Source organism: Zoogloea ramigera, from assembly GCF_006539865.1.
In the GTDB taxonomy this organism is placed as follows: Bacteria; Pseudomonadota; Gammaproteobacteria; order Burkholderiales; family Rhodocyclaceae; genus Zoogloea; species Zoogloea ramigera.
This window is the reverse complement of sequence record NZ_BJNV01000023.1, coordinates 1-24468: the sequence shown is the minus strand read 5'-3', so window position 1 is coordinate 24468 and position 24468 is coordinate 1. Positions and strand designations below refer to the sequence as shown.

Here is a 24468-nt window from a genome sequence, read left to right as displayed (position 1 = left end):
TGATATTTACTCAGTTGTATAACATCAGTATACGCCAAAGAATTTTTCCAGCAAGTTTTAATGTCCCGCACGGATAACGCCTGGTACGGGCACCTCAAGAACCTGGCCACCTCGCCGTGGTACATCGCCGCCCTCGTCAGCTGGGGCATCGCCCTCTTCGAGTACCTGCTGCAGGTGCCGGCCAACCGCATCGGCGCGCAGGAACTCAACCTCGCCCAGCTGAAGATCATGCAGGAGGCGATCACCCTGGCGGTGTTCGTGCCCTTTGCCATTTTCTACATGCAGCAGCCCCTCAAGCTTGACTATCTGTGGGCTGCCCTGTGTATCCTAGGCGCCGTTTACTTCATCTTCCGCGCCTGAAAGGCGGACAGACCCCATGCTCGAAAAAGCGCGCTACATCGTCGTCGAAGGCCCGATCGGCGCCGGCAAGACGACTCTCGCCAAGCGCCTGGCCGAACGCATCAATGCCGACGTGCTGCTCGAAAACCCGGCCGCCAACCCGTTTCTGGGGCGCTTCTACCAGAACATGGAACGCTGGGGGCTGCCCACCCAGATCGCCTTCCTGTTCCAGCGCAGCGAGCAGCTGCTGGGCTTCTCGCAGCACCACGACCCGACCCGCCGCGTGGTGTCCGACTTCCTGCTAGAAAAAGACCCGCTGTTCGCCCAACTCAACCTGGACGAAGACGAGTTCCAGCTCTACCTCAAGCTCTACGAGCGCCTCAAGCCCAGCCTCCGCAGGCCCGATCTGGTGATCTACCTGCAGGCCCAGCCCGACATCCTGATCGACCGCGTGCGCCGCCGCGGCGTCGAGGCCGAACGCCGCATCAGCGAGTCCTACCTGCAGCGGGTCGCCGAGCGCTATGCAAACTTCTTCCACCATTACGATGCGGCGCCGCTGTTCATCGTGAATGCCGAATCCCTCAACCCCGTCGACAAGGACGAGGATTTCGAGCTCCTTTACTCGCGGCTGCAAGCCATGCGCAGCTACCGGGAGTTCTTCGGCTACTCGGCCTGAGCGCCGCGGGCCCGCGACGAGCCCGGGCGCTGTCGCCCCGACGCAACACTGCCCGGCCCCGATCGCCCCTCAGCTTCCCTTTGCCCCGCCCCCCTCTTGTGCCTCGCACAAGATTGCGTTTAACTGCCGCCGCGAGGAGGAAACCGCCATGAGCTACCTGCAGGAAAACAGCAAACCCGTCACCCTATTCGAACTCGGCAAGATGCGCGCCGAGGGCCGCAAGATCGTCATGCTCACGGGCTACGACGCCAGCTTCGCCGCCCTCCTCGAGCGCTGCGGAGTCGATGTGATCCTGATCGGCGACTCCCTCGGCAACGTGCTGCAGGGCCAGAAGACGACCCTGCCGGTCACCATGGAGCACATGATCTATCACACCGAGTGCGTCGCCCGCGGCTGCACCCGGCCGTTCATCGTCACCGACATGCCCTTCGGCAGCTACGCCGAGAGCCCGTCCCAGGCGATGCGCAACGCGGCCCGCCTGATGGCCGCCGGCGCCCACATGGTCAAACTCGAGGGCGGCGCCTTCATGGCCGAGACCGTGCGCTTTCTGGTCGAGCGCGGCGTGCCGGTGTGTGCCCACATCGGCCTCACCCCCCAGGCCGTGCACCAGCTCGGCGGCTACCGCGTCCAGGGCCGCAGCGACGAGAGCGCCGCCACCCTGAAGGCCGACGCCCTCGCCCTCGAGCAAGCCGGCGCCGCGCTGATGGTCATGGAGATGGTCCCGGCCACCCTCGCCGCCGAGGTCACCGCCAGCCTCACGACGATGGCTACCATCGGCATCGGCGGCGGCGTCGACTGCCACGGCCAGGTGCTGGTGCTGCACGACCTCATCGGCGTCTTCCCCGGCAAGCGCCCGCGCTTCGCCAGGAACTTCATGGAAGGCGCCACCAGCATCGACGAAGCCGTCACCCGCTACGTCACCGACGTGCGCGAGTGCCGCTTCCCCGGCCCCGAACACAGCTACTGAGCACACGCATGCAGATCCACCCGACCATCGCCAGCCTGCGGGCCGCCCTTGCCGACGCCCGCCGCGTCGCCTTCGTGCCCACCATGGGCAACCTCCACGACGGCCACCTCGACCTGATGCGCAAGGCCCGCCAGCACGCCGACGTGGTGGTCGCCAGCATCTTCGTGAACCGCCTGCAGTTCGGCCCCCGCGAAGACTTCGACAAATACCCGCGCACCTTCGAAAACGATTGCGCGCAGCTCACCGCCGCCGGCGTCGACCACCTCTTCGCGCCCGACGAGCAGGAGATGTACCCCACGCCCCAGCGCTACCACGTGGTACCCGACCCGGCCCACACCGACATCCTCGAGGGCGCCGTGCGGGCCGGCCATTTCGGCGGCGTGGCCACGGTGGTACTGAAGCTGTTCAACATCGTCCAGCCCCAGGTGGCCTTGTTCGGCAAGAAGGACTACCAGCAGCTGATGGTGCTCTCCAACATGGTGCGCGAGCTGGCGCTGCCCATCGAGATCGTCCCCGGTGACACCATCCGCGCTGCCGACGGCCTCGCGCTGTCGTCGCGCAACGGCTACCTGAGCGCCGCCGAGCGGGCCGAGGCGCCGCGGCTCAACCGCCAGCTGGTGCGGATCCGCGAGCGTGTGCAGGCCGGCGAGCGCGATTACCTGCGCCTCGAGACCGAGGCCATGGCCGAACTTGCCGCCCACGGCTGGCATCCCGACTACGTCACGGTGCGCCGCCGCAGCGACCTCCAGCCACCCTCGGGTGACGAGGCCCTGGTCGTGCTCGCCGCGGCCAGGCTGGGCACCACCCGCCTCATCGACAACCTCGAGATCTGAAACTCCAAATAAAAACGCCCGCAGCAAAGCGGGCGTTTTTACTGGGCAGGCCCCGACGCAGAGGCGCTACATCGACGGTGTCGGGCGGGGGATCACCAGCGAATCCGCACCGGCATCACGACGCCTGATCTGGCCGAAGCTCTCGGCGATCGCCATGCACTGGCGGATGTCCTCGACCAGATAATCACCCAGCGTGAGGCACAGCACCACTTCGCTCACCGCCGGCTCCTCGGCACAGGCCGAGCGGATCGTCCGGACGACCTCGGTGTAGATCGGATCCCTCGCCAGCAGGCCGGCGAGACGCACGTGCAGATGCTTGGCCAGCCGGGCGCTGTCCTGATGGTGCTCGATACGCCGACAGGCCTGCAGGATGCCCTGGCGCGCATGTCGGTAATGGCCGAGCTCCTGCTCGTTGGCGATCCGCCCCAGCGCAGCCTGCCACTCGGCGGGGATGCGCTTCGACGCCCGGACCCGCTCGCGCCAGGCTTCCCAGCAGATGATACCGAGGGCAAACAGCCCCAGAACGCTGATCATCACGGCTTCCATGATTTGACTCCTGAACTGCTTTTCACGTCTGCAGCTTAGAAGTCAAAATGGGCGCGGACCGCCGAATGAATCACGGCCAGCGTCGGATCAAACCGCTTGAGGCGCGAATTTGCCCCGAAGTGCCAAGCCAATCACGCTGCGCCCAGCTAGATGGCCGCAGCCGCAGCCTCAGGCCCCCGCGCAGAGGCCCGACGGCCTGGAGTACTGGCCGGCGCGGGCCGGAGAAGACGTGAGGACGGCCTCCTCGCACCGATCGAGCCGATAACCGCTGCCATACACCGCCACCAGCTCGAACCCCCTGCGACGGTCAAGCAGGAGGTTGCGACGGACGCGGCTGACATGGGAGTCGAGGGTGCGCGACTCCGCCGAAGCGCGCCGGCGCCACACCATGTCGAGCAGATGCCCCCGGGACACCAGGCGCCCCTCGTTGGCGAAAAGAAACAAGGCGAGTTCGTATTCCTTGCGGGTCAAACCGATCGGCTGGCCATCGAGATGGACAAGGCGCCCATCGGGCTCAAAACGGTAGGGGCCGAACTGCAGGCCGCCGGGCGACGCATGAAGCCGCATGAAACGCCGCCGCAGGATCGCCCGCAGGCGCGCTTCGAGCTCCCGGACGCTGGCCGACTTGTCGATGAAGTCGTCGGCCCCTGCCGCCAGCGCTTCTGCCAGGCGCACTTCATCGTCAACACAATTGACGAACACGACGGCACCATCGAAACGGGGCAAGGCCTTCAGCCGCTGGACAAGGCTCCGGCAACGCAAGCCCCGCAGGGTGTCGTCGAGAAGCAGCACATCGAAGCTCTCCCGCACCACGTCGCGCAGCAGGTCCAGCTCGTTGCGATAGCGATGGACGATGTGCCCGCGAGCTTCCAGCTCGGTGGAGCGGTGATCTGCCACGCTCCCCCGTTCACAGAGGAACGCGATGCGCATCGAGGAGGCACCCGGCAGGTAAGCCAGGCAGCCTTCTCCTGGGGCCGATAGGGCGGCCCACCCGGAAGAAGTATCGCTCATGACGGATGGTCTCGTGGAATCAGGAGGCCTGAACCCACTGGCCTCCCACCTTCGGAGGGTCGCCAGCGCCTTCAGGACAAACACATTTACAGGATCGGCTGGATTATTCCGAAAAGCATAATTCAGGCTTGTGCCGGGCCCACCCATTGTTTTGCCGAATGGGAAAAAATCCGGAAAAAATCACGAACCCGCAAATGAAGGCCCCAATGCCAGCCACCGCCTGGAGCGCTCGTCAGCCCACCGCAGTGTCGCCAGACCCCGCGTAAACACGCACGCTCTTGCCATCCAGCCTCGAAGCTATACACTTCGGCTAGATGGCGACGCGGTGTCGCCAGTCCGGTCACAACAAACAAAAAGGAGGGATAGAGACAATGGCTGCAACGGTCCAACAAATTCTTCAAAGCAAGGGCGGCTCGACTTATTCGGTGGCCCCTGAGTCCACCGTGCTGCAGGCCCTCCAGCTCATGGCCGACAAGAACGTCAGCGCGGTGCTGGTCATGGAAGGGCAACGCCTGGTGGGCATCTTCACCGAGCGTGACTACGCCCGAAAGGTCGTGCTCCGCGGCCTCGCCTCAAAGGACACCAAGGTCGGCGACCTGATGACCCAGAACGTTCTCACCGTCTCCCCCGCCCACAGCGTGGACGACTGCATGAACATCATGACCAACAACCACGTCCGCCACCTCCCGGTGGTGAGCGGCGGCGCCATCGCCGGCATCATCAGCATCGGCGACGCGGTCAAGTCGGTGATGGAGCAGCAGCAGGCCACCATCGATCAGCTGTCCGGTTATATTGCGGGCGGCATGAGCACCTGAGGCCGGCCCGATCGGCGCCCGTTCTCCGTCACCTGCCTTGAATACTTCATCATGTGTCGGCCCTCCGGTCGTGCATCGCAGCAAGCGACTGGAGGCCGGGCGCGGCGGCGGCCGTGGGGGCTGCAAACGCGCTGCGGGTCAGAACCCCATGCGCCAGCTTACCCCTGACGGCCCAAGCATCCAGTAGCCCCCGCCAACCCCAAGCACGGCGCCGGCGACGTTCCAGCCCATGTCCTTCCACGAGAAACGGTTGCACGCCTGGCCGGCGTCGTAAAGCTCCTTCGCCACGCCCGGGATCAGCGCCAGCCCGACGGCCTCCCAGGGCTCGTTGGTGAGGCGTGACCCCGCCACGCCGAGCGCAAGGGACGCGCCGAAATGTGCCGCCTTGTCGCGGCCCATCCAGTCATCCCGCCAGGGCTCGCAGGCCACTGCGGTACCGGCGGCGCCCGCCAGCAGCGTTAGTATCGGAAGGTTCTTCAAAATGGCATTCATGGGTCGTCGGGTAGGTTGAATTAATCGAGAGGCGTGCCAGAATCCAGGCTACATAACGCTTCGGAGAAAGCAAGCATGCAACACGTTCGCGTCTGGGACCTGCCCCTGCGCCTGTTTCACTGGCTGCTCGCCGCCGCCGTGATTGCAGCCATGCTGACCGGGCAGGTCGGGGGCAACCTGATGGTCTGGCATGGCAGGCTGGGCATACTGATTGCGGGGCTGCTTGGATTTCGCCTGGCCTGGGGGATCGTCGGGTCGACCCACTCGCGGTTCGCCAGCTTCGTGCGCGGCCCGGCGGCGATCATCGCCTACTTGCGCGGCCACTGGCACGGCCTCGGCCACAACCCCCTGGGCGCCCTGTCGGTGCTCGGCCTCCTGACGGTGCTCGGCCTGCAGGCCGGCGGCGGGCTCTTCGCCAACGACGACATCGCCTTTCAGGGCCCCCTTTACGGGCTGGTCAGCAAGGATACCAGCGACTGGATGACCGGCCTCCACCGTAAAGGCTTCTGGCTGGTGCTCGCACTGGTTGGGCTGCATCTCGCGGCCATCGTGTTCTACACCCGCGTCAAGGGCGAGAAGCTGGTCGGCGCGATGCTGAATGGCCATAAAGAGGTTATCGGCAATCAACCCGCCGAAGCCCCGACCGGCGGTGGCTTCATTGCTGTGGTCTTCGCCCTCGCGATCGGTATCGCCAGCGCCTGGGCTGCCAGCGGCGCGTGGGTGCCACCGCCACCGGCGCCCGAACCCGCCGCTGCGCCGGCCTGGTAAGCAAAAAAGGCCGCCCGCGGGCAGCCTTCTTGTCTCAGTATCGCAGAGTGTCAGGCGCTCACTCGTCCTTGCGGAACTTGTCGTGGCAGGCCTTGCAGCTCTCGCCGGTCTTGCCAAACTGGGCCTTGATCGCAGCAGCGTCGCCGGTGGCGGCCACCTTCTGCAGCTCGTTGGCCTCCTTCACGAAAGCCATCGCGAGCTTGCGCACCTCGTCCGGCTCCTTGAAAAACTCGGGCTTGACGCGGGTTTTTTGATTGCCCGCATCCTTGTCGGTGCCGGGGCCGTAGAGGGCGCCCATGCCCGAGTTGGCCGTCGCGGCGATCACGTTGGCAGCGGCCGCGACCTGGTCCTTGTTGAAGCTGGCCGGGTTATCGACGACCTGGGCCTTGATCTTGCCCATGTTCCAGGACATGAAGGCATAGCCGGCCTTACGGGCCTTGATCTGGTCTTCCGGCTTCATCTGGGCGCTGGCACCGGCGGCGACGCTCAGCGCGACTGCGGCAAACACGAGTTTCTTGATCTGCATGGAACGACTCCCTTCCTGGGGTGACACGAAACAACCGGACTCCGATGGTCGGATCCGGCCGCGGAAAAAACGACCTGATGGATTATTCCACAAGCACGAGAAACCCTGACAGGCGAATGGCTGATGACGCGTTTGCATGTTCGGGGAACAAGTCGCCCCGCAGGCGGCTCTCAATGCCTCACAAAGAAACAGGACATTCGATGACCATGACCACCTCCCGCCCCACCTCCCTCGCCCTCGTTGGCCTGTTGTCGCTTCTGGGCGCCACATCCGCCAGCGCCGCCGCGATCGACAAGCAGACCGAGACCGCGATCCCCCGCACCGGCAACCTTTACGGCCTGGGCATCGGGGTGCTGCCGGCAACGTCCGGCTCGAACGAGCTGCGCACGATGGTGCTGCCGGTCATCCAGGCCAGCTTCGCCGACCGCTTCTACATCAACGCCCTGCGGGCCGGTGTCTGGCTCGTCGACTCCGACGACCGGCGCCTGCGCATCGGCCTGGCCGCTGACGCCCGCTTCGGCTGGGACGCCGACGACAGCACCCGCACGAAGGGCATGCATGACCGGGACTTCTCGGTGGACATCGGCCCGGCCCTGCGCTGGCAGACCGACTACGGCACCCTCAACGCCCAGTGGGGCTTCGACACCGGCGCGGCATCGAAGGGGCACAGCATGCAGTTGCAGTTCGTGCGGGCGCTGATCCGCGGGCCGGCCTTGCGGCTCAACGGGCTGGTCGGTCTCACCTGGAACGACAGCCGGATGAACAACTATTACTTTGGCGTCACGCCCGCCGAAGCCGCACCCGGCCGCCCCAGCTATCGCGCCGGCGCGGGCACCCAGTGGCAAGCGGGGGTGAACGGTGCCTGGCCCGTCGGGCAGCGGGGCTCGGTGCTGTTCGGCCTGATGGCGACCCGCCTCGGCAACGCCCAGGCGGAGAGCCCCATCGTCGAGACGCGCCTCCAGCCCCTCGCCTACCTGGGCTATGGCTGGACCTTCTGACGCCGGGGTGGGGGCCAGCTGAGCCCCTGCACGCATCACCCCGGGGGGCGCTCTCAAGGAGCCGCAGGGTCTCCCCAGGCACTACTGATTCCGAACGGTGAGCGGGCTGGGTGAAGCCCGGCCCCGGGATGCTCAGAGCGGGCGCTTGACGGTGAGCGCCCCGCGGATCTGCCCCTTTTCGTAGCCAAATGCCGCATCGTGCGGATAGCTATTGGCGAGCTGGCTCTTGAGGCTCGCATCCACCTTGTCGACCGGGCCGTGGCACTTCAGGCACACGTCGCCCACCGGAATCGCGCGGATGTAGCGATAAACCTGCTTGCCGTTCTCGGTGACGACTTCACCGGTCTCGAGCGTCTCGATCTTCTCGCCGTTGGCCGCGCGGATGTTGAAATCGGCCAGCTGCCGGGCCTCCCACACATCGGGGGTGCCGCGCTCGGGGTTGCGGGTCTTGAGGCTGACCCGGCGCATCTGCCAGCCGGTCTTGGCGGCCTGCTCCTTGAGCAGCTCGGGGGCTTTCTCCTTGCACACCGGGATCGCCTCGACCGGCCCCTTGGCGGCGACGGTCTCCTGCATCATGCCGACCACCTTGGGCAGCACCGGCAGGGCGTTCTTGCGCGTATCGACCTTGAGGGCGTCGAGATCCTGGGCATGGGCGGAGCCGGCGACGAGCGCCGCGGCGATCAGGGCAATGCGGAACATGGCGGACCTTTCTTCGGTATTGATTAGAGGTTTCTAATATACAGGATATCACCCCGCCGGCCCATCACCGCGGAACCTATTCCACCCAAAGTCAGCCAAACCAGGGTTACACGTCAGCGGGAGCACACCATGGAATCGCAGACCCACACCCTCGCCAACCTCTTCGCCCAGCTTGGCCTGCCCAATGAGCCAAGGGCGATGGAAGCCTTCATCGCCACCCACACCCCCCTGCCCGACGCCATCCCGCTGGCCGAGGCCGCCTTCTGGACTCCGTCCCAGGCCGCCTTCCTGAAGGCCGAGATTGCCGAGGACGCCGACTGGAGCGCGGTGGTGGACAGCCTCAACCTGCAGCTGCGCAGCCGAAGCTGACGCGCCCTATTCCGCCAGCAGGAAGCGCTGGGGGTCGACGCCCCATTTTTCGGGCACCTCGGCCGACACGATGCGGTCGCCGCCGCCGTGGCCCAGCTTGCGGCCCAGGTCGAGGAGCTCCGGCTTGATGTAGCCGTTCGATTTGGTGCTGAAGAAAACCCGTAGCCGCGGCGTGAGCAGGCTGCCCTCGTTTTGCTCGGTGACCACCCCGAGCCGCCCCGACTCGAGCCGCACCAGGCTGCCCACAGGGTAGATACCGACGCAGCGCATGAAGGCCTGCAGCAGCTTCTGGTCGAAGTGGGCGCTGCTCCACTCCCACATCTTGCGCAGCGCCTCGGCAGCCGGCATGCCCTTGTGGTAGCAACGGTCGGCGGTGATCGCATCGTAAACGTCGACGATCGCCGCCATGCGGACCATCGGCGAGATCGCATCGCCGGCCAGGCGGTCAGGGTAGCCGCTGCCGTCAAGGCGCTCATGGTGATGGCGGGTGATGTCGAGGGGCACCGCTTCAATGCCCGGCGTCTCCAGCAACACCGCGTGGCCGTCGCCAGGGTGGCGCTTGATGAGCTCGAACTCCGCATCGGTGAGGCGCCCCGGCTTGTTGAGCACCTCATCCGGCACCTTCATCTTGCCAAGGTCGTGGAGCAGTCCGCCGATGCCACCCTGGCGAAGATCCTCGCCGGCGAGGCCCAGGGAGCGCCCGAAGGCGATCATCAGGGTGCACACGCTCACCGAGTGCAGAAAGGTGTAGTCGTCCTTGTTCTTGATGCCGATCAGCCCCAGCAGCGCGCCGCTGTTGCGCAGCACCGAGCCGGTGATCGCCTCGACCACCGGCTCGGCGTCCTCGAGGGACACCGCCTTGCCGAGGCGCACGTCGCCCATCATCGAACGCACCACCTTGTGCGCCTGCTCATGAACCTTGCGGGCGCGGGACATCTCCTCGCGCACCGAGACGCGCAGAACCTTGTCGTCGGGCTCGCTCAGCGCGGCCACGATCTCCCGCTCGACACTCGCCTTGACCTCGTCTGCCGCCACCGCCTCGACATCGTCGAGCCCGCGGTCGGTGTCGATGTAAACATGCTGGATGCCCGAGTCGGCGATGCGCCGCAGCTCGGCGTCACTGCTCAGCTTGAACTGGGCCCGCCAGAACGGGTGGGACATCCAGTCACCACACAATTCCTGGACGAACATTCCCGGCCGCAGCCGGGACACGGGGATCTTCTTTAGCATTTTGGGGGGGTCGCAAGAAACGTCATTTTTATCTGTCTTTGCCCTTAACGGCATGTCGCCAACCGACTTGACTGCCGAAATGTGAAGGATTCACGCCCCGCCCCCCGCCTTCCGAACGAGTCTGTAAATATACGGGGGCTATAATGCGGGCTTCTTTTGTAATGCATAAACAATCATTCATGGACATCATCCTGCTCCTCAAGGCGCTGATCCTGGGCGTGGTCGAAGGCCTCACCGAGTTCCTGCCGATCTCCAGCACCGGCCACCTGATCCTCGCCGGCGACCTGCTTAACTTCAACGACGACCGGGGCAAGCTGTTCGAGATCGTCATCCAGTCCGGCGCCATCCTCGCCGTGGTGTGGGAATACCGCGAGCGCCTCGCCCGCACCTTCGCCGGCCTCGGCCGCGACCGGGAGGCCAACCGCCTGGTCCTCAACCTCTTCATCGCCTTCCTGCCGCTGGCGGTGCTCGGCCTCGCCTTCGGCAAGGCCATCAAGGCCCACCTGTTCGCGCCACTCCCTGTCGCCACCGCCTTCATCCTGGGCGCCTTCGTGATCCTGTGGGCCGAGCGCAAGAACCACACGGTGCGCATCGAGACCGTCGACGAGATGCGCCCGATGGACGCCGTGAAAATGGGCATCGCCCAGGCCTTCGCGCTGATCCCCGGCACCTCCCGATCGGGCTCGACAATCATCGGCGGCATGCTCTTCGGCCTGTCCCGCAAGGCGGCCACCGAGTTCTCGTTCTTCCTGGCCATCCCCACGCTCGGCGTCGCCACCGTGTATCAGGTGTACAAGGAGCGCGCGCTGCTCAGCGCCGACGACCTCGGCATGTGGATCGTCGGCTTCATCTCGGCCTTCGTCTCCGCCTTCCTGTGCGTGCGCTGGCTGCTGCGCTACATCTCCAGCCACGACTTCGTGCCCTTCGCCTGGTACCGCATCGCCTTCGGCATCGTCGTGCTCGTCACCTGGCATTTCGGCCTCGTCGAATGGACGGCCCACTGAGCTGTGGGCCCACCGGCGGCTTGCCCGACCTGGGCGCCGCCGGCCCCTGGCGGGTGCTCGCCCGCCTCGGCGATGTTCACGACACCCGCCGTGCGCGCACCCTGCCCTTCAAGCTCTACCTGCCCGACGCACCGCGGCCGGGCGGCCTGATCGTCTTCTCCCACGGCCTCGGCGGCACCCGCGAGGGCGGCGCCCGGTGGCTCGCGCACTGGGCCAGCCATGGCTTTGCGGGGCTGGCCGTGCAGCACCCGGGCTCCGACGCCGGGGTGCTCGGCAAGGGCTCGCCCCTCGGCCTGCGGCGCACCCTCAAGGCGGCGATGAACCCCGACGAGCTGGCCCGCCGGGCCGACGACATCCGCTTCGTCATCGGCCGCCTCGGCCACGACCCACGCCTGCCGGACGCCGACATCCCGCTCGGCCTGGCCGGCCACTCCTTCGGCGCCGTCACCGTTCAGCTGCTCGCCGGCGAGCGCCGGGCCGGCCACCCGCCAACGCCCCCCGACCCGCGCCTGCGCGCCGTGCTGGCCCTCAGCCCCTCGGCCCGCCAGCCCGACGCCCCGCCGGGCCTCAACCAGCGCTTCGCCCACCTGCGCCAGCCCTTCATGGGCATCACCGGCAGCCGGGACGACGGCATGGGCCTCTCCGACATCAGCGCCGCCAACCGCGAGCTGCCCTACCGCCACGCACCAGCCGGCCTGGCTGGGCCAGACAAATATCTGCTCGTCTTCGGCGGCGGCAACCACCTGGATTTCGCCGGCCAGGCCAGCCAGGCCGAAGCCGGCATGTTTGCGGTACGCCGCGAGCCGGCAGTCTTCCACGCCAGCCTGCTCGCCGCCGGCACCGCCTTCTGGCAGGCTCACCTGGGCCTTGACGCCGAGGCCCACCGCTGGCTCATCACTGACTTCCCCGGCCGCCTGCGGCCCACCGACCGCTTCGAGTTCAAATGATCATCTACCTCCACGGCTTCCGCTCCGGCCCCCAATCCTGGAAATCCCGCTCGCTCAAGGCGCGCATGGACGCCCTCGGCATCGGCGAGGCCTTCTGGTGTGAGCAGCTGCCCGTCGCCGCGCCCGAAGCCATCGCGCTGGCTGAGGCGCAGATCGCCCGCTGCAGCACGCCGCCCACGCTGGTCGGCAGCTCCCTCGGCGGCTACTACGCCACCTGGCTGGCCGAGCGCCACGGGCTGCAGGCGGTGCTGGTGAACCCCGGCGTGCTGGCACCCCTCACACTGTCGGATTACCTCGGCACCCAGACCCACATGTACACCGGCGAGCCCTTCGACTTCACCCCCGCCCACATCGACGCGCTGCGCGCCATCAACGTGCCGGCCATCACCCGCCCCGAGCGCTACTGGCTGATGGTCGAGACCGGCGACGAGGTGCTCGACTACCGCGCCGCCGTCGCCCACTACCCCGGCGCCCGCCAGACCGTGCTCGAAGGCGGCGACCACAGCTTCACGCGCTGGGGCGATTACCTCGACCCCGTCCTCGAATTTGCCGGACTGCTCCCCAAATGACACGCCACACGCCCCCGCCGGGTTTTGACGAGCGCCGCTTCAAGGCCCTCGAACGCAGCGGCTTCAACCGCATCGCCGCCCGCTACGCCGACGGCGCCTGGCTGCGCGCCAGCCTGCAGACGGCACTCCTCGAAGCCGCCGCGCTGGCCCCCGGCGAGCATGTGCTCGACCTGGCCGCCGGCCCCGGCCTGCTGGCCCGTGACGCCGCCCGCCAGGTGTTGCCCGGCGGCTGGGTGCTGGCCAGCGACATCGCCGAAGGCATGCTCGCCGAAGGCCTTCGCCGCGCGACCGACGAAGGCCTGCCCGACCTCCTCGCCGCCGCCTGCGATGCCGAGCACCTGTCGTTTGGCGACGGCCGCTTCGACGCCGCGCTGATCGGCCTCGGGCTGTTCATCTTTCCCCACCCGTCCAAGGCGCTGGCCGAAGTGCGGCGCGTGCTGCGCCCCGGCGGGCGGCTCGCCCTGTCGGTGTGGGGCGCGCGGGAGATGGTGCCGCTGATCTCCCGCGCCCAGGACTGCATCGCCCGGCTGCTGCCGGCGCCCAAGGTGCCGCGCCCGTCGGTGTTCCGGCTGGGCGAGCCCGAGGTGCTGACGGCGCTGCTGGCCGAAGCCGGCTTCGGCGACGTAGAGATCACGCCCCATGTGTTCAGCTGCCGCTTCGACGGCGCCGACGCCTACTGGCAGGCCTTTCTCGATCTCGCCGGCGGCGCGGCTGAGGCCCTGTCGCGCCTCCCGGAAGCCACCCAGGCAGCGCTCCGCGCCGCCGTCGCCGACGATATCGAAGCCCACCGGGATGGCCAGGGCTTCTGCTTCGAGAGCACCGTGCTGATCGCCAGCGCGCAGCGCTGAGCCCGGCCCAGCAGGCGGCGCGAGGGCCTCGACACGCCAAAGGTCGAGTTCGACCTTCCGAGCGTCGAGTTCGAGGCTCCGAACGTCGCCTTCGACCTTCCGAAGGTCAAGGTCGAGCCTCCGAGCCTCAAGCTCCACCTTCCGAGCATAGAGTTCGACCTTGCGAGCATCGCGTTCGACCTTGCGAGCGTCGAATTCGAGGCTCCGAACATCGCTCTCGGCCTTCCGAAGGTCGAGGTCGAGCCTCCGAGGGTCAAGCTCGACCTTCCGAGCCTCGACCACGAGCCTCCGGACATCAAGCGCTCACTCCTCCGCGGCGTCGCCCCCGGCCTCCCCCTTGAGCACCCCGAAGCGCGCCAGCGTGCGCTCGCGGGCCTGGGCGTGGTCCACCACCGGCGCCGGGTAATCCACCCCGATCACGCAGCCGGCCAGCTTCTGGTCGATGGGCGGCAGCGTCCACGGCGCGTGGATGTACTTGTCCGGTACCTTGGCCAGCTCGGGCAGATAGCGGCGGATGAAGGCGCCCTCCGGGTCGAACTTCTCGGATTGAGTCACCGGATTAAAGATGCGGAACCACGGCTGGGCGTCGCAGCCCGTCGACGCGGCCCACTGCCAGCCGCCGTTGTTGGCCGCCAGGTCGAAGTCGTTGAGCTGATCGGCAAAGTACTTTTCGCCCTCCCGCCAGTCGATGCCGAGGTCTTTGGTCAGGAAGGACGCCACGATCATCCGCAGGCGGTTGTGCATGTAGCCGCTATGGTTGATCTGGCGCATCGCCGCATCGACGATGGGGTAGCCGGTGCGCCCCTCGCACCAGGCGGCAAACAGCCCGGGCTCGGCGTCCCAGGCCACCCGGTCGAACTCGGGCCGGAAGCTGCCACCCACCACCCGCGGGTGATGCCACAGGATCTGGAAGTAAAAGTCGCGCCAGATCAGCTCCGACAGCCAGGTCTCGGCGCCCTCGCCGCCCCGGGCGTGGGCCGCTGCGGCCAGTTCGCGGATCGACACGGTGCCGAAGCGCAGATGCACCGACAGATACGACACGCCCTTCCGGGCCGGAAAATCCCGCCCGCGCTTGTAGCGGTCGATGCGCTTCATGAAATCATCGACCAGCACCCGCCCGCCCGCCATGCCGCAGGCGATGCCCAGCTCGCCCAGGTTGGTCGGCTCAAAGCCGATCTCGGCCAGGCTGGGCACCCGCTCGTCCGGCGCCGGCGCGGCGAGGGCAGCGGCGTACTTGTCGACCGGGTAGGCCTTGAGGTGAAAAGGCGTCAGCGCCGCCAGCCAGGCCCGCTTGTAGGGCGTGAACACCGAGAACGGCGTTGAACTCTTGGTGAGCACCTCGCTCTTCTCGAAGACAACCTGATCCTTGAAGTCGCTGAAACCGATGCCCAGCACCCGCAGGCGCTCGGCCACGTCGGCGTCGCGGGCGATGGCCTGGGGCTCGTAGTCACGGTTGGCGAAAACGGCGTTCACCTGCAGCGCCGCCGCGAGGGCCGGGATCACGTCCCGCGCCGGGCCGTGCCTCACGATCAGGCCGCCACCGCGGGCCCGCAGCGCAGCGTCGAGTTCGACCACGCTGGCGTGGATGAACTCCACCCGGCGGTCGGCGCGGCTGGGCAGGGCATCGAGGATCTCGGAGTCGAAGACAAAGGCGCAGAACACGCGCCGGTGGGTTTTGAGCGCGTGGTAGAGCGCGGCATGGTCGAAGTCGCGCAGATCGCGACGAAACCAGACAAGGGCAGAGGACATGATGGCGTGTCGAAACGACTGGATTCAAACGGACAGAAGCATGCCCGAAATTTGCCGCTACAATCGACGGCCCGCCGGCTTAAAATAGCGCCCGTGACTACGACCACCATCAACCTCACCGATCACTTCCTGATCGCCATGCCCGCCATGGCCGATCCCAACTTCACGCGCACCTTGACCTACATCGCCGAGCACAACGAAAACGGCGCGATGGGGATCATCGTCAATCGGCCCACCGACATGCGCCTGGCCACGCTTTTCGAGCGCATCGACATCCCCTTCGAGCAGCCCGACTTTGCGGACCTACCGGTGTATTTCGGCGGCCCGGTGCAGTCCGACCGGGGCTTTGTGCTGCACCGCCCGGCCGGCGACTGGCATTCGACCCTGCGGGTGAGCGACAGCGTCGCCCTCACCAGCAGCCGCGACGTGCTCCAGTCCCTCGCCAATGAGGGCCAGCCCGGTGAAGTGCTGGTGGCGCTCGGCTACTCCGGCTGGTCCGCCGGCCAGCTCGAGCACGAAATCGCCCAGAACGCCTGGCTCACCGTGCCGGCCAGCCTCGACATCGTCTTCTCGCTGCCCCCCGAAGAGCGCCTCGCCGCCGCCATGCAACTGCTCGGCGTCGACTTCGCCAAGCTCTCGGATGTCGCCGGGCACGCCTAGGGTGGGTACCGTTCTGGCCTTCGATTTCGGCCTGGCCCGCATCGGTGTAGCCGTCGGCGAAACCGAAACCGGCAACGCCCACCCGCTCACGGCGATCGCCGAAGAGGTCAACGCCGTGCGCTTTGCCGCCATCGAGGCGCTCCTCGCCGAATGGAAACCCGCCAGCCTGGTGGTCGGCCTGCCGACCCATCTCGACGGCAGCGAGCACGCCATGACCGCGCGCTGCCGCCGCTTCGCCAACCAGCTCCACGGCCGCTACGGCCTGCCGGTGGCGCTGGTGGACGAACGCCTCTCCTCCGCCGAGGCCGAGGAGCGCCTGTCCGAGGCCGGCCACAAGGGCTGGCGCAAGCAAAAACCGCGGCTCGACTCCGCCGCCGCGCAGATCATCCTGCTCCAGTACTTTGAAAGTGCCAAACATGCAGATTCCTGACGCCGAACAGCTCATCGCCCAGCTCGCCGCCGCGATGCGCCCCCACGTCACGCCCGACACCGCCCTGGTGGGCATCCACACCGGTGGCGTGTGGCTGGCCCAGCGCCTCCACGCCCTGCTCGGCCTCAGCCAGCCGCTGGGCAGCATCGACGTGAGCTTCTATCGCGACGACTACGGCGCCAAGGGCCTGCACCCGCAACCCCAGAAATCCGAGATCCCCTTCGATGTCGAAGGTGCCCACATCGTCATCGTCGACGACGTGCTGTACACCGGCCGCACCACCCGCGCGGCCCTCAACGAACTCTTCGACTACGGCCGCCCGGCCCGGGTCGATCTGGCCGTGCTGATCGACCGGGGCGGGCGCGAGCTGCCCATCTCGGCCCGCTTCTGCGCCCTCACCCTGGGCGAGGCGCTTTCCGCCGGGCAAAACCTGCAACTCGAGCGCGATGATTCCGGCGCCCTCACGATGAGGTTGATCCATGCGTAACCCCCAACTCAACAAGCACGGCGAGCTGCAGCACCTGCTCACCCTCGACGGCCTGCCGCGCAGCATCATCACCCAGATCCTCGACACCGCCGCGCCCTTCACCGAGATGGCCGAGCGGGAGGTCAAGAAGCTCCCGCTGCTCCGCGGCAAGAGCGTCTTCAACCTGTTCTTCGAGAACAGCACCCGCACCCGCACCACCTTCGAGATCGCCGCCAAGCGCCTGTCGGCCGACGTGATCAACCTCAACGTGTCCACGTCGTCCACCAAAAAGGGCGAGACCCTGCTCGACACGGTCGACAACCTCTGCGCGATGCAGGCCGACATGTTCGTGGTGCGCCATGAATCCAGCGGCGCCCCGCACCTGATCGCCCAGCACCTCGAGAACACCGGCCGCGACCACATCCACGTGGTCAACGCCGGCGATGGTCGCCATGCCCACCCGACCCAGGGTCTGCTGGACATGTACACCATCCGGCACTACAAGAAAGAGTTCCACAACCTCACCGTCGCCATCGTCGGTGACGTGCTGCACTCACGGGTCGCGCGCTCCCAGATCGCCGCCCTCACCACCCTCGGCGTGCCCGAGGTTCGCGTCATCGGCCCCAAGACCCTGCTCCCCACCGACGTCGAAAAAATGGGCGTGCGTTACTGCCCGACCATGGAGGAAGGCCTCAAGGACGTCGACGTGGTGATGATGCTGCGTCTCCAGAACGAACGCATGAACGGCGCCCTGCTGCCCAGCCCGCAGGAGTTCTTCAAGGTCTGGGGCCTCACCGCCGAGAAGCTCGCCCGCGCCAAGCCCGACGCCATCGTGATGCACCCGGGCCCGATGAACCGCGGCGTCGAGATCGACTCCGCGGTGGCCGACGGCAGCCAGGCGGTGATCCTGCCGCAGGTCACCTTCGGCATCGCGGTGCGCATGGCCGTCATGAGCATGCTGGGCAGCCACTGAGCCAGACAAAGGTTTCCGACATGAAAATCCACATCCAGAACGGCCGCCTCATCGACCCCGCCAACCGGCTCGACGGCCAGCACGACCTGTTCATCGCCGACGGCAAGATCGTCGGCGTCGGCAGCGCCCCCGACGGCTTCACGGCCGAGCGCACGATAGACGCCAGCGGCCTCGTCGTCGCCCCGGGCCTCATCGATCTCGCCGCCCGCCTGCGCGAGCCCGGCTTCGAATACAAGGCCACCCTCGAATCCGAGATGGACGCCGCGATGGCCGGCGGCGTCACCAGCCTCGCCATCCCCCCCGACACCGACCCGGTGCTCGACGAACCCGGCCTCGTCGAGATGCTGTGCTACCGGGCCAAGAAGCTCAACCGCGCCCACGTCTATCCGGTCGGCGCCCTCACCATCGGGCTCAAGGGCCAGCAGCTCTCCGAGATGGCCGAGCTGGTCGAGGCCGGCTGCGTCGCCTTCAGCCAGGCCAACACGCCCATCCTCGACACCCGCGTGCTCGGCCGCGCGATGCAGTACGCCGCCACCTTCGGCTTCCGCGTCTGGCTGCAGCCCATCGACCCGCACCTGGCCCGCGGTGGCGTCGCCCACGACGGCGAGGTGGCATCGCGCCTGGGCCTGCCGGGCATCCCCGCCAGCTCCGAGATCATCGCCCTGTTCACCTATCTGCAGATGGCGCGCCTCACCGGTGCCCGCCTGCACATCACGCGCCTGTCGTCCGCCGACAGCCTGGCCCTGATCGACCAGGCCCGCGCTGACGGCGTGGATGTCACCTGCGATGTGGCGGTGCATCACCTGCACCTGTGCGACATGGACATCGGCTACTTCAACCCCCACTGCCACGTCATCCCGCCGCTGCGCAGCCAGCGTGACCGCATCGCGCTGGCCAGGGCCGTCGCCGAGGGCCGCATCAACGCCATCTGCTCCGACCACACCCCGGTGGACGACGACGCCAAGCAGGCACCCTTCAGCGAATCCGAGCCCGGCACCACCGGCCTCGAGCTGCTGCTCCCGCTCACCCTCAAGTGGGCCGCCGAGCACAAGCTGCCGCTGATCGACGCGCTGGCCCGGATCACCTCAGAAGCCGCCCGGATCGCCGGCATCGCCAAGGGCGGCCACCTCTCGGTGGGCGCCCGCGCCGACATCTGCATCTTCGACCCCGACGCGCATCAGCTCATCAGCCGCAGCACCCTCAAGAGCCAGGGCAAGAACACCCCCTTCCTCGGCCTCGAGCTGCCGGGCCGGGTGCACCACACCCTCGTCGAAGGCACGCCCATGTACGCCGCGAGCTGACAGCCCCAGCTGCCTCACCCCATCCGGCGGCGCCCATCCGGCGCCGCTTTTTTGCGTCAAGGCCGTGAAGTTTTCAGCCCGTGGGCCGATACAACGCACTCATGACGCCGTGCCAGACCGGCAACCCATCCCGGGAAAATAATACCAAGGGCTCGCAGCACGGCCCGTGAGAGGAGTCATCGAGTGTTCAACGCTTCAGTCGAGCAGGCTGCGGAGCGTCTTCGCAAGGCCGTGCCCATCATGGTGAGACACGGCATACCGGTCACGCCCCTCAACTACGCGCTCTGGTACACCTACGTCACCAACGAAGACCCGACGCTGAATCAGCGCATCGACGAGATCGTCTCCGCCTACGGCACCCTGCCCCTCACCTCCGCCGAGGGCCTGTTCCGCGAACACGTATCCCCGACCGGCAGCTACGAGACGGCCCTCGGCCGGGTCAAGGACAGGCTCGAGCAGATGGTCCAGGGCATCGACCACGACCTCAACGCCACGCTCGCAGACACCCGCTCCTTCAGCTCGCTGCTCGACGAGTGCAGCCGCGACCTCCGCTCGCCCGGCCGTGGCAACACCAACCTCGACGACATCTTCGGCACCGTAGACCGCCTGCTGCAGGGCTCGACGACGATGCAGCAGAACACGTCGCGCTTCGAGCAGAGCCTCAATGCCGCCAACGACGAGATCCGCCGCCTGCGCAGCGAGCTGGAGTCGCTGCGCCAGGACGCCATGAACGATGAGCTCACCGGTGTCTTCAACCGCAAGGCCTTCGACATCGAGCTCGCCCAGTTTCTCAACCACGGCGACCACGGCCCTTCGATCCACCTGGCGATGCTCGACATCGACCACTTCAAGCAATTCAACGACCGCTTCGGCCACATGGTGGGCGACCGCGTGCTGGGGCTGGTTGGCAAGCAGCTCAACGCTGCCGCGCGGGTCGGTGTTTCGGTCTATCGCTACGGAGGCGAGGAGTTTGCGCTGGTCTTCTGCGGCGGCAGCTTCGAACAGGCCGTCCAGTTTGCCGAGAACCTGCGCACCACCATCGGCAACCTGGTGCTGCGTGACACCCGCAGCGGTGAACGGCTGAGCGGCATCACGGTGTCCATCGGCATCGCGGCCCGCCACCGGGGTGAGACGGCCGAACAACTGCTCGGCCGGGCCGACACCGCGCTCTACCAGGCCAAGGAGAGCGGACGCAACAGGGTGTGTTCAGCCAGCTAGCCTCCGGCTCACGGCGACACGACAAGTGGCGTGAGTCGAAAAAAAGCCCAGGGAATCCCTGGGCTTTTTGCTGTCACGGCTGCGTTACCGGCTACTTCTTGTCGCCGCCCTGCATGGCCTTCTCGAGCGCCTTGGCGGCATCGTCGTCGGCGCCGGGAGCGGGGATCGCATCCGCGCCGGCCGGCGCATCCGCGCCCTCCTTCGGCGTCTCGTCGAAGTGCACCGGGGCGTTCTCGTCCTCGGGCACATCGCTGCCCGGCACGACGATCTCCACGGTGTCGGTATCCACCTCAACCTGTTTGTCGAGACCCATCGTGACCAGCTGGGGGAAGGCGATCAGCACGCCCACCATGATGATCTGGATGATGACGAAGGGTACCGCACCCCAGTAGATCTGCGTCGTCTTGATCGACGCAGGCGCCACCGAACGCAGGTAGAACAGCGCAAAACCGAAGGGCGGGTGCATGAACGAGGTCTGCATGTTCACCCCCAGCAGCACGCCGAACCAGATCAGGTCGATCCCCAGCTTCTCGGCCGCCGGCGCGAGCAGCGGCACGACGATGAAGGCCAGCTCGAAGAAATCGAGGAAGAAGGCCAGCAGGAAGATCAGAATGTTCACCACGATCAGGAAGCCAACCTCACCCCCGGGCAGGCCGCTCAGCAGATGCTCGACCCACAGGTGGCCCTCGACACCGTAGAACGTGAGCGAGAAGACCCGCGCACCGATCAGGATCATCACCACGAAGGTGGTCAGCCGCGCAGTGCTCTCCATCGCCTGCTTGAGCTGCGTCATGTCGATGCGGCGGCGCATCATCGCCAGCACCAGCGCACCAAAAGCACCCATCGCACCGCCTTCGGTCGGCGTCGCGATACCCAGGAAGATCGTGCCCAGCACCAGGAAGATCAACAGCAGCGGCGGCAGCAGGCTGGTGATCACCCGCAGCGCCAGCTTGCCGCCCCGCAGCGTGCGCGCCTCGAGGGGCAGGGCCGGCACCCGCTCGGGCTTGAAGATCGCGATCAGCGCCACGTAGCCGACGTAAAAGGCGGTCAGCACCAGGCCGGGAATCAGCGCGCCCTGGTACATGTCGCCCACCGAACGGCCGAGCTGGTCGGCCATGATGATGAGCACCAGCGAAGGGGGAATGATCTGCGCCAGCGTGCCGGACGCCGCGATCACGCCAGTGGCGATGCGCTGATCGTAGCCGTAGCGCATCATGATCGGCAGCGAGATGAGGCCCATCGAGATCACCGAGGCCGCCACCACGCCGGTGGTTGCGGCGAGGATCGCGCCGACGAAGATCACCGCAAACGCCAGGCCGCCGCGCACCGGGCCGAACAACTGGCCGATGGTGTCGAGGAGGTCTTCGGCCATGCCTGAACGCTCCAGGATCAGGCCCATGAAGGTGAAGAAGGGAATCGCCAGCAGGGTGTCATTGGACATGACCCCGAAGATGCGGTCCGGCAGTGCCTGGAACAGGGCCGGCGTCAGCAGGCCGAGCTCGATGCCGATCAGGCCGAACACGACGCCGTTGGCCGCCAGCGCAAAGGCCACCGGATAGCCGAAAAGCATGAAGACGACCAGCGCCCCGAACATCAGGGGCGCCATGTTGGCAGCAATGAATTCCATTTAGACAGTCTCCCCGCGCTGTTGCTTGATGGCCTTGGCCAGCTCTTCTTCGGCCGACGGGCCTTCATCCTTCGCATTCGGGTCGCCGATCAGGCCCTGCAGGAAGGCAATGCGCTTGATCAGCTCGGAGACGCCCTGCAGGATCAGCAGCGAGAAGCCGATCGGCACCAGCGCGCGCACCGGCCACACGATCAGGCCACCGGCGTTGGAGGAATACTCCTTGCTGATGAAGGAATTGACGAAGATCGGCCAAGACAAGTAGAGCACCGCGCAGGCCATCGGCGCCAGAAAGAAGATCGTGCCGACGATGTCGATCCAGGCCAGCACCCGCGGCGAGAAATGGCTGGACACCACGTCGATGCGCACATGGGCGTTGCGCTTCAGCGCGTAGCCGGCACACAGCAGGAAGATGGCCGAAAACAGGTACCACTGGATTTCCAGGAACCCGTTGGAGCTGTAATTGAAGCCATAGCGCACGAAGGCATTGAGCGCGCTGATGAGGGTGACGACCAGGACCAGCCAGATCGTCGCCTTGCCGACGTTTTCGTTGAGCGCGTCGATCGCGCGCGACAGCTTGAGCAGGGCTTGCACGTCCCGCACCTCCTTTTGTATTTGATTGATGTCTCCGGCCGGGTGCAGGCTGCCGGGGCGAGTGCGTGCCGATTATCGGCGAGAAAGGCACGACAGCAATCAGGGATAACGCCTATCGGCACCCGCGCAACGCGGAAAAACGCCATGCCCGCCTGAAATATCGCAGTGCAACAATGCGTGGAGGCGCCGTCGGCGGGCCCGAATCGGCCCCGCGTGAGATAATTGCAGGATCAACAACGCACCTGGATGCCGACAATGCTTACCCGCCTCTGCCTGGTCCGACACGGCGAAACCGCATGGAACACCGAACGCCGGCTCCAGGGCCACACGGATATCCCCCTCAACGCCCACGGCATCGCCCAGGCCCACGCCACCGCAGCCAGCCTCGCCACCGAGCGCTTCGACGCCGCCTACAGCTCCGACCTCGCCCGCGCCCGCCAGACCGCCGAAGCGATTGCAGGGCGCTGCCTGCTCACGCCCACCTTCGACGACCGCCTGCGCGAACGCCACTATGGCGCCTTCCAGTCCCTCACCTACGACGAAGCCCGGGCGCGCTTTCCCGACGCCTATCACCGCTTCGAGACCCGCGACCCGGGCTTTGCGCTCTCCGAGGGCGGCGAGAGCCTGATCCAGTTTGCCGAACGGGTCCGCGCCACCCTCGAAGCCATCGCCAGCCGCCACCGGGGCGGCAGCGTGCTGATCGTCACCCACGGCGGCGTGCTCGACATCGTCCATCGGCTGGCCACCGGGATGCACCTGCAGGCCCCCCGAAATTTCGGGATTCCCAACGCAGCGCTCAACTGGATCGCCTGGGACGGCGCCGCGTGGTCGTTGATCAGCTGGGCCGAGCAGCGCCACCTGGACCAATCCCTCGACGAGCTCCCCAACACCTGAGGCTAAATTAGCGAATATTAAAGTTTCCGGGCTTTCGGCCGTTTGCAGCAAAAGAAACCTGAATTTCCTTGCTGAACCGGCTGGAGCCCATCGATGTTCTCTCTCAAGCGCCAATCCCTCGTCTTCCAGATCGCGCTGGCAGCAAGCTGCGTCAGCCTTGCGATCTTCGCCGCCCTGATCGGCTTCACCTCGTACTTCACCGAGCGCTACGCTCTGGCCAAGACCGAGAAAGAGCTCACCCAACAGGTCCAGGGGCTCGTTCACATGCTCCACCTGAGCCACAGCAATGCCGTCGCCCAGGCAGACCGCAGCCTCGCCCGCATCAAGGGCAAGCTCGGCGCCCTACGCATCGGGCCTGACACCATGGCCTCGGGCCCCCATCAGATCCCGGTCGTCCGCAGCGGCGACCAGATCCTCAACGCCAACACCGCGCTGCTCGAATCCCTGCGCAGCCTCGCCGACGCAGACCCGGCGCTGCTGGTGCGCTCCGGCGACGACTTCGTCCGTGCCGCCACCTTGCTCAAGGACAAGGACGGCAACAGCACCCAGGGCACCACGCTGCCCGGCAGCAACCCTGAGGTGCGCGCCCTCCTCGCCGGCAAGCCCTACACCGGCGTCGTCAAGCGGGCCGGCAAGTTCTACGTCTCGGCGATCGAGCCGATCACCGACGGAAACGGCAAGGTCGTTGGCGCCCTCGCCGCCCGGGTCAACATCCAGGCCGACATGGACCGGCTGATGAAGGCCGTTGCCGAGATCAAGTCGGGAAGCACGGGTTACGCCTACATCCTCGCCCCCAGCGCCAAGGTCGGCGACACCGAATTCATCGCCCACCCGACCCTCAGTGGCAAGACCGTCGGTGAAATCAACAACCCGGCGATGAACGACATCGTCGAAGAGCAACTCCGCCGCAAGCAAGGCGCCA

General features: G+C 66.8%; 29 protein-coding genes. 20 read left to right on the top strand and 9 right to left on the bottom strand.

The window, feature by feature from the left end:
- Window positions 1–60 precede the first annotated feature (60 nt).
- From ZRA01_RS08445 to panC, 4 genes are all read left to right on the top strand, one after another.
- Window positions 61–360: a DMT family protein gene (locus tag ZRA01_RS08445; RefSeq protein ID WP_141351216.1), complete on the top strand. Its 300-nt coding sequence runs from the start codon at window positions 61–63 to the stop codon at window positions 358–360.
- Between the two features lie 16 nt (window positions 361–376).
- Window positions 377–1015 carry a deoxynucleoside kinase gene (locus tag ZRA01_RS08440; RefSeq protein ID WP_141351215.1) on the top strand — a complete coding sequence of 213 codons (639 nt, stop codon included), beginning with the start codon at window positions 377–379 and terminating at the stop codon, window positions 1013–1015.
- Window positions 1016–1163: 148 nt separating this feature from the next.
- Window positions 1164–1982 carry a 3-methyl-2-oxobutanoate hydroxymethyltransferase gene (gene panB / locus ZRA01_RS08435; RefSeq protein ID WP_141351213.1) on the top strand — a complete coding sequence of 273 codons (819 nt, stop codon included), beginning with the start codon at window positions 1164–1166 and terminating at the stop codon, window positions 1980–1982.
- A gap of 8 nt (window positions 1983–1990) precedes the next feature.
- A complete protein-coding gene (gene panC, locus ZRA01_RS08430; protein WP_141351211.1) occupies window positions 1991–2815 on the top strand; it encodes a pantoate--beta-alanine ligase in 825 nt (274 codons plus the stop codon).
- Window positions 2816–2881: 66 nt separating this feature from the next.
- Here panC and ZRA01_RS08425 read toward each other — a convergent pair whose 3' ends face one another.
- Window positions 2882–3361, bottom strand: a complete 480-nt coding sequence (locus tag ZRA01_RS08425; RefSeq protein WP_141351210.1) for a hypothetical protein — start codon at window positions 3359–3361, stop codon at window positions 2882–2884.
- 168 nt (window positions 3362–3529) lie between these two features.
- On the bottom strand, window positions 3530–4258 hold the full coding sequence (locus ZRA01_RS08420; RefSeq protein ID WP_170182928.1) for a response regulator transcription factor: 729 nt from the start codon (window positions 4256–4258) through the stop codon (window positions 3530–3532).
- A 485-nt stretch (window positions 4259–4743) separates the two neighbouring features.
- Between ZRA01_RS08420 and ZRA01_RS08415 the strand changes: the two genes are divergently transcribed.
- Window positions 4744–5187 (top strand): CBS domain-containing protein, encoded by a 444-nt coding sequence (locus ZRA01_RS08415; protein ID WP_141351206.1) that lies wholly within the window; start codon window positions 4744–4746, stop codon window positions 5185–5187.
- A 138-nt stretch (window positions 5188–5325) separates the two neighbouring features.
- On the opposite strand, the gene ZRA01_RS08410 is transcribed toward ZRA01_RS08415, so the two are convergent.
- Window positions 5326–5679 (bottom strand): YfiM family lipoprotein, encoded by a 354-nt coding sequence (locus tag ZRA01_RS08410; protein ID WP_174851602.1) that lies wholly within the window; start codon window positions 5677–5679, stop codon window positions 5326–5328.
- A 75-nt stretch (window positions 5680–5754) separates the two neighbouring features.
- Here ZRA01_RS08410 and ZRA01_RS08405 point away from each other — a divergent pair, with 75 nt between their 5' ends.
- Complete coding sequence (locus tag ZRA01_RS08405) at window positions 5755–6447, top strand: cytochrome b/b6 domain-containing protein (RefSeq protein ID WP_141351204.1); 693 nt, start codon at window positions 5755–5757, stop codon at window positions 6445–6447.
- A gap of 58 nt (window positions 6448–6505) precedes the next feature.
- Here the strand turns inward: ZRA01_RS08405 and ZRA01_RS08400 are convergent, their stop codons facing one another.
- A complete protein-coding gene (locus tag ZRA01_RS08400) occupies window positions 6506–6973 on the bottom strand; it encodes a c-type cytochrome (protein WP_141351202.1) in 468 nt (155 codons plus the stop codon).
- A gap of 200 nt (window positions 6974–7173) precedes the next feature.
- Here ZRA01_RS08400 and ZRA01_RS08395 point away from each other — a divergent pair, with 200 nt between their 5' ends.
- Window positions 7174–7971: a MipA/OmpV family protein gene (locus tag ZRA01_RS08395; protein WP_218028683.1), complete on the top strand. Its 798-nt coding sequence runs from the start codon at window positions 7174–7176 to the stop codon at window positions 7969–7971.
- A gap of 132 nt (window positions 7972–8103) precedes the next feature.
- On the opposite strand, the gene ZRA01_RS08390 is transcribed toward ZRA01_RS08395, so the two are convergent.
- Window positions 8104–8670, bottom strand: coding sequence for a Tll0287-like domain-containing protein (locus ZRA01_RS08390; protein WP_141351201.1), 567 nt, complete (start codon window positions 8668–8670; stop codon window positions 8104–8106).
- A gap of 129 nt (window positions 8671–8799) precedes the next feature.
- Here ZRA01_RS08390 and ZRA01_RS08385 point away from each other — a divergent pair, with 129 nt between their 5' ends.
- The gene (locus ZRA01_RS08385; protein ID WP_141351199.1) at window positions 8800–9039 is read left to right on the top strand and encodes a DUF2789 domain-containing protein; all 240 of its coding nucleotides are present in this window, start codon (window positions 8800–8802) and stop codon (window positions 9037–9039) included.
- A gap of 6 nt (window positions 9040–9045) precedes the next feature.
- Here ZRA01_RS08385 and ZRA01_RS08380 read toward each other — a convergent pair whose 3' ends face one another.
- Window positions 9046–10269 (bottom strand): HD-GYP domain-containing protein, encoded by a 1224-nt coding sequence (locus ZRA01_RS08380; RefSeq protein WP_141351197.1) that lies wholly within the window; start codon window positions 10267–10269, stop codon window positions 9046–9048.
- A 179-nt stretch (window positions 10270–10448) separates the two neighbouring features.
- On the opposite strand from ZRA01_RS08380, the gene ZRA01_RS08375 reads away from it, so the two are divergent.
- Genes ZRA01_RS08375 through ZRA01_RS08360 form a run of 4 tightly spaced genes read left to right on the top strand, consistent with a single transcriptional unit; the run spans window position 10449 to window position 13637 of the window.
- Window positions 10449–11273 (top strand): undecaprenyl-diphosphate phosphatase, encoded by an 825-nt coding sequence (locus tag ZRA01_RS08375; RefSeq protein ID WP_141351196.1) that lies wholly within the window; start codon window positions 10449–10451, stop codon window positions 11271–11273.
- A complete protein-coding gene (locus ZRA01_RS08370; RefSeq protein WP_141351194.1) occupies window positions 11258–12220 on the top strand; it encodes an alpha/beta hydrolase family protein in 963 nt (320 codons plus the stop codon). The genes ZRA01_RS08375 and ZRA01_RS08370 overlap by 16 nt, the downstream gene beginning before the upstream one ends.
- Window positions 12217–12789: a YqiA/YcfP family alpha/beta fold hydrolase gene (locus tag ZRA01_RS08365; RefSeq protein ID WP_141351192.1), complete on the top strand. Its 573-nt coding sequence runs from the start codon at window positions 12217–12219 to the stop codon at window positions 12787–12789. Before ZRA01_RS08370 ends, ZRA01_RS08365 begins: the two co-directional genes overlap by 4 nt.
- A complete protein-coding gene (locus ZRA01_RS08360) occupies window positions 12786–13637 on the top strand; it encodes a class I SAM-dependent methyltransferase (RefSeq protein ID WP_141351190.1) in 852 nt (283 codons plus the stop codon). Before ZRA01_RS08365 ends, ZRA01_RS08360 begins: the two co-directional genes overlap by 4 nt.
- A 303-nt stretch (window positions 13638–13940) precedes the next feature.
- On the opposite strand, the gene ZRA01_RS08355 is transcribed toward ZRA01_RS08360, so the two are convergent.
- Window positions 13941–15386, bottom strand: a complete 1446-nt coding sequence (locus ZRA01_RS08355) for a cryptochrome/photolyase family protein (protein WP_141351188.1) — start codon at window positions 15384–15386, stop codon at window positions 13941–13943.
- A 138-nt stretch (window positions 15387–15524) separates the two neighbouring features.
- Here ZRA01_RS08355 and ZRA01_RS08350 point away from each other — a divergent pair, with 138 nt between their 5' ends.
- The 6 genes from ZRA01_RS08350 to ZRA01_RS08325 all read left to right on the top strand — a co-directional run bounded on the left by ZRA01_RS08350 (window position 15525) and on the right by ZRA01_RS08325 (window position 20434).
- Window positions 15525–16046, top strand: a complete 522-nt coding sequence (locus tag ZRA01_RS08350) for a YqgE/AlgH family protein (protein ID WP_371859289.1) — start codon at window positions 15525–15527, stop codon at window positions 16044–16046.
- Window positions 16027–16476 carry a Holliday junction resolvase RuvX gene (gene ruvX, locus ZRA01_RS08345; RefSeq protein ID WP_141351185.1) on the top strand — a complete coding sequence of 150 codons (450 nt, stop codon included), beginning with the start codon at window positions 16027–16029 and terminating at the stop codon, window positions 16474–16476. Before ZRA01_RS08350 ends, ruvX begins: the two co-directional genes overlap by 20 nt.
- Window positions 16463–16963 (top strand): bifunctional pyr operon transcriptional regulator/uracil phosphoribosyltransferase PyrR, encoded by a 501-nt coding sequence (gene pyrR / locus ZRA01_RS08340; protein WP_141351183.1) that lies wholly within the window; start codon window positions 16463–16465, stop codon window positions 16961–16963. The genes ruvX and pyrR overlap by 14 nt, the downstream gene beginning before the upstream one ends.
- A complete protein-coding gene (locus ZRA01_RS08335) occupies window positions 16956–17915 on the top strand; it encodes an aspartate carbamoyltransferase catalytic subunit (RefSeq protein ID WP_141351181.1) in 960 nt (319 codons plus the stop codon). The genes pyrR and ZRA01_RS08335 overlap by 8 nt, the downstream gene beginning before the upstream one ends.
- 20 nt (window positions 17916–17935) lie before the next feature.
- Window positions 17936–19216, top strand: coding sequence for a dihydroorotase (locus tag ZRA01_RS08330; protein WP_141351180.1), 1281 nt, complete (start codon window positions 17936–17938; stop codon window positions 19214–19216).
- Between the two features lie 183 nt (window positions 19217–19399).
- The gene (locus tag ZRA01_RS08325) at window positions 19400–20434 is read left to right on the top strand and encodes a GGDEF domain-containing protein (RefSeq protein ID WP_141351178.1); all 1035 of its coding nucleotides are present in this window, start codon (window positions 19400–19402) and stop codon (window positions 20432–20434) included.
- Window positions 20435–20525: 91 nt separating this feature from the next.
- Here ZRA01_RS08325 and ZRA01_RS08320 read toward each other — a convergent pair whose 3' ends face one another.
- Window positions 20526–22061, bottom strand: coding sequence for a TRAP transporter large permease (locus ZRA01_RS08320; protein ID WP_141351177.1), 1536 nt, complete (start codon window positions 22059–22061; stop codon window positions 20526–20528).
- A complete protein-coding gene (locus ZRA01_RS08315; RefSeq protein ID WP_141351175.1) occupies window positions 22062–22652 on the bottom strand; it encodes a TRAP transporter small permease subunit in 591 nt (196 codons plus the stop codon). It lies immediately after the preceding gene.
- Window positions 22653–22907: 255 nt separating this feature from the next.
- On the opposite strand from ZRA01_RS08315, the gene ZRA01_RS08310 reads away from it, so the two are divergent.
- Both ZRA01_RS08310 and ZRA01_RS08305 read left to right on the top strand, forming a co-directional pair.
- Window positions 22908–23546, top strand: a complete 639-nt coding sequence (locus tag ZRA01_RS08310) for a histidine phosphatase family protein (RefSeq protein ID WP_141351173.1) — start codon at window positions 22908–22910, stop codon at window positions 23544–23546.
- A 93-nt stretch (window positions 23547–23639) separates the two neighbouring features.
- On the top strand, window positions 23640–24468 hold an 829-nt coding region (locus ZRA01_RS08305; protein WP_174851601.1), incomplete at its 3' end, for a Cache 3/Cache 2 fusion domain-containing protein.

Bases quoted from the DNA above. Each gene is read 5' to 3' on its own strand.
- ZRA01_RS08405 (WP_141351204.1), top strand. From the start codon at position 5,755: ATGCAACACGTTCGCGTCTGGGACCTGCCCCTGCGCCTGTTTCACTGG.
- ZRA01_RS08440 (WP_141351215.1), top strand. From the start codon at position 377: ATGCTCGAAAAAGCGCGCTACATCGTCGTCGAAGGCCCGATCGGCGCC.
- panC (WP_141351211.1), top strand. From the start codon at position 1,991: ATGCAGATCCACCCGACCATCGCCAGCCTGCGGGCCGCCCTTGCCGAC.
- ZRA01_RS08320 (WP_141351177.1), bottom strand. From the start codon at position 22,061: ATGGAATTCATTGCTGCCAACATGGCGCCCCTGATGTTCGGGGCGCTG.
- ZRA01_RS08395 (WP_218028683.1), top strand. From the start codon at position 7,174: ATGACCATGACCACCTCCCGCCCCACCTCCCTCGCCCTCGTTGGCCTG.
- ZRA01_RS08385 (WP_141351199.1), top strand. From the start codon at position 8,800: ATGGAATCGCAGACCCACACCCTCGCCAACCTCTTCGCCCAGCTTGGC.
- ZRA01_RS08370 (WP_141351194.1), top strand. From the start codon at position 11,258: ATGGACGGCCCACTGAGCTGTGGGCCCACCGGCGGCTTGCCCGACCTG.
- ZRA01_RS08380 (WP_141351197.1), bottom strand. From the start codon at position 10,269: ATGCTAAAGAAGATCCCCGTGTCCCGGCTGCGGCCGGGAATGTTCGTC.
- ZRA01_RS08415 (WP_141351206.1), top strand. From the start codon at position 4,744: ATGGCTGCAACGGTCCAACAAATTCTTCAAAGCAAGGGCGGCTCGACT.
- ZRA01_RS08355 (WP_141351188.1), bottom strand. From the start codon at position 15,386: ATGTCCTCTGCCCTTGTCTGGTTTCGTCGCGATCTGCGCGACTTCGAC.
- ZRA01_RS08360 (WP_141351190.1), top strand. From the start codon at position 12,786: ATGACACGCCACACGCCCCCGCCGGGTTTTGACGAGCGCCGCTTCAAG.
- ZRA01_RS08335 (WP_141351181.1), top strand. From the start codon at position 16,956: ATGCGTAACCCCCAACTCAACAAGCACGGCGAGCTGCAGCACCTGCTC.
- ZRA01_RS08330 (WP_141351180.1), top strand. From the start codon at position 17,936: ATGAAAATCCACATCCAGAACGGCCGCCTCATCGACCCCGCCAACCGG.
- ZRA01_RS08390 (WP_141351201.1), bottom strand. From the start codon at position 8,670: ATGTTCCGCATTGCCCTGATCGCCGCGGCGCTCGTCGCCGGCTCCGCC.
- ZRA01_RS08375 (WP_141351196.1), top strand. From the start codon at position 10,449: ATGGACATCATCCTGCTCCTCAAGGCGCTGATCCTGGGCGTGGTCGAA.
- pyrR (WP_141351183.1), top strand. From the start codon at position 16,463: ATGCAGATTCCTGACGCCGAACAGCTCATCGCCCAGCTCGCCGCCGCG.
- ZRA01_RS08310 (WP_141351173.1), top strand. From the start codon at position 22,908: ATGCTTACCCGCCTCTGCCTGGTCCGACACGGCGAAACCGCATGGAAC.
- ruvX (WP_141351185.1), top strand. From the start codon at position 16,027: ATGTCGCCGGGCACGCCTAGGGTGGGTACCGTTCTGGCCTTCGATTTC.
- ZRA01_RS08365 (WP_141351192.1), top strand. From the start codon at position 12,217: ATGATCATCTACCTCCACGGCTTCCGCTCCGGCCCCCAATCCTGGAAA.
- ZRA01_RS08445 (WP_141351216.1), top strand. From the start codon at position 61: ATGTCCCGCACGGATAACGCCTGGTACGGGCACCTCAAGAACCTGGCC.
- ZRA01_RS08350 (WP_371859289.1), top strand. From the start codon at position 15,525: ATGCCCGCCATGGCCGATCCCAACTTCACGCGCACCTTGACCTACATC.
- ZRA01_RS08425 (WP_141351210.1), bottom strand. From the start codon at position 3,361: ATGGAAGCCGTGATGATCAGCGTTCTGGGGCTGTTTGCCCTCGGTATC.
- ZRA01_RS08400 (WP_141351202.1), bottom strand. From the start codon at position 6,973: ATGCAGATCAAGAAACTCGTGTTTGCCGCAGTCGCGCTGAGCGTCGCC.
- panB (WP_141351213.1), top strand. From the start codon at position 1,164: ATGAGCTACCTGCAGGAAAACAGCAAACCCGTCACCCTATTCGAACTC.
- ZRA01_RS08410 (WP_174851602.1), bottom strand. From the start codon at position 5,679: ATGAATGCCATTTTGAAGAACCTTCCGATACTAACGCTGCTGGCGGGC.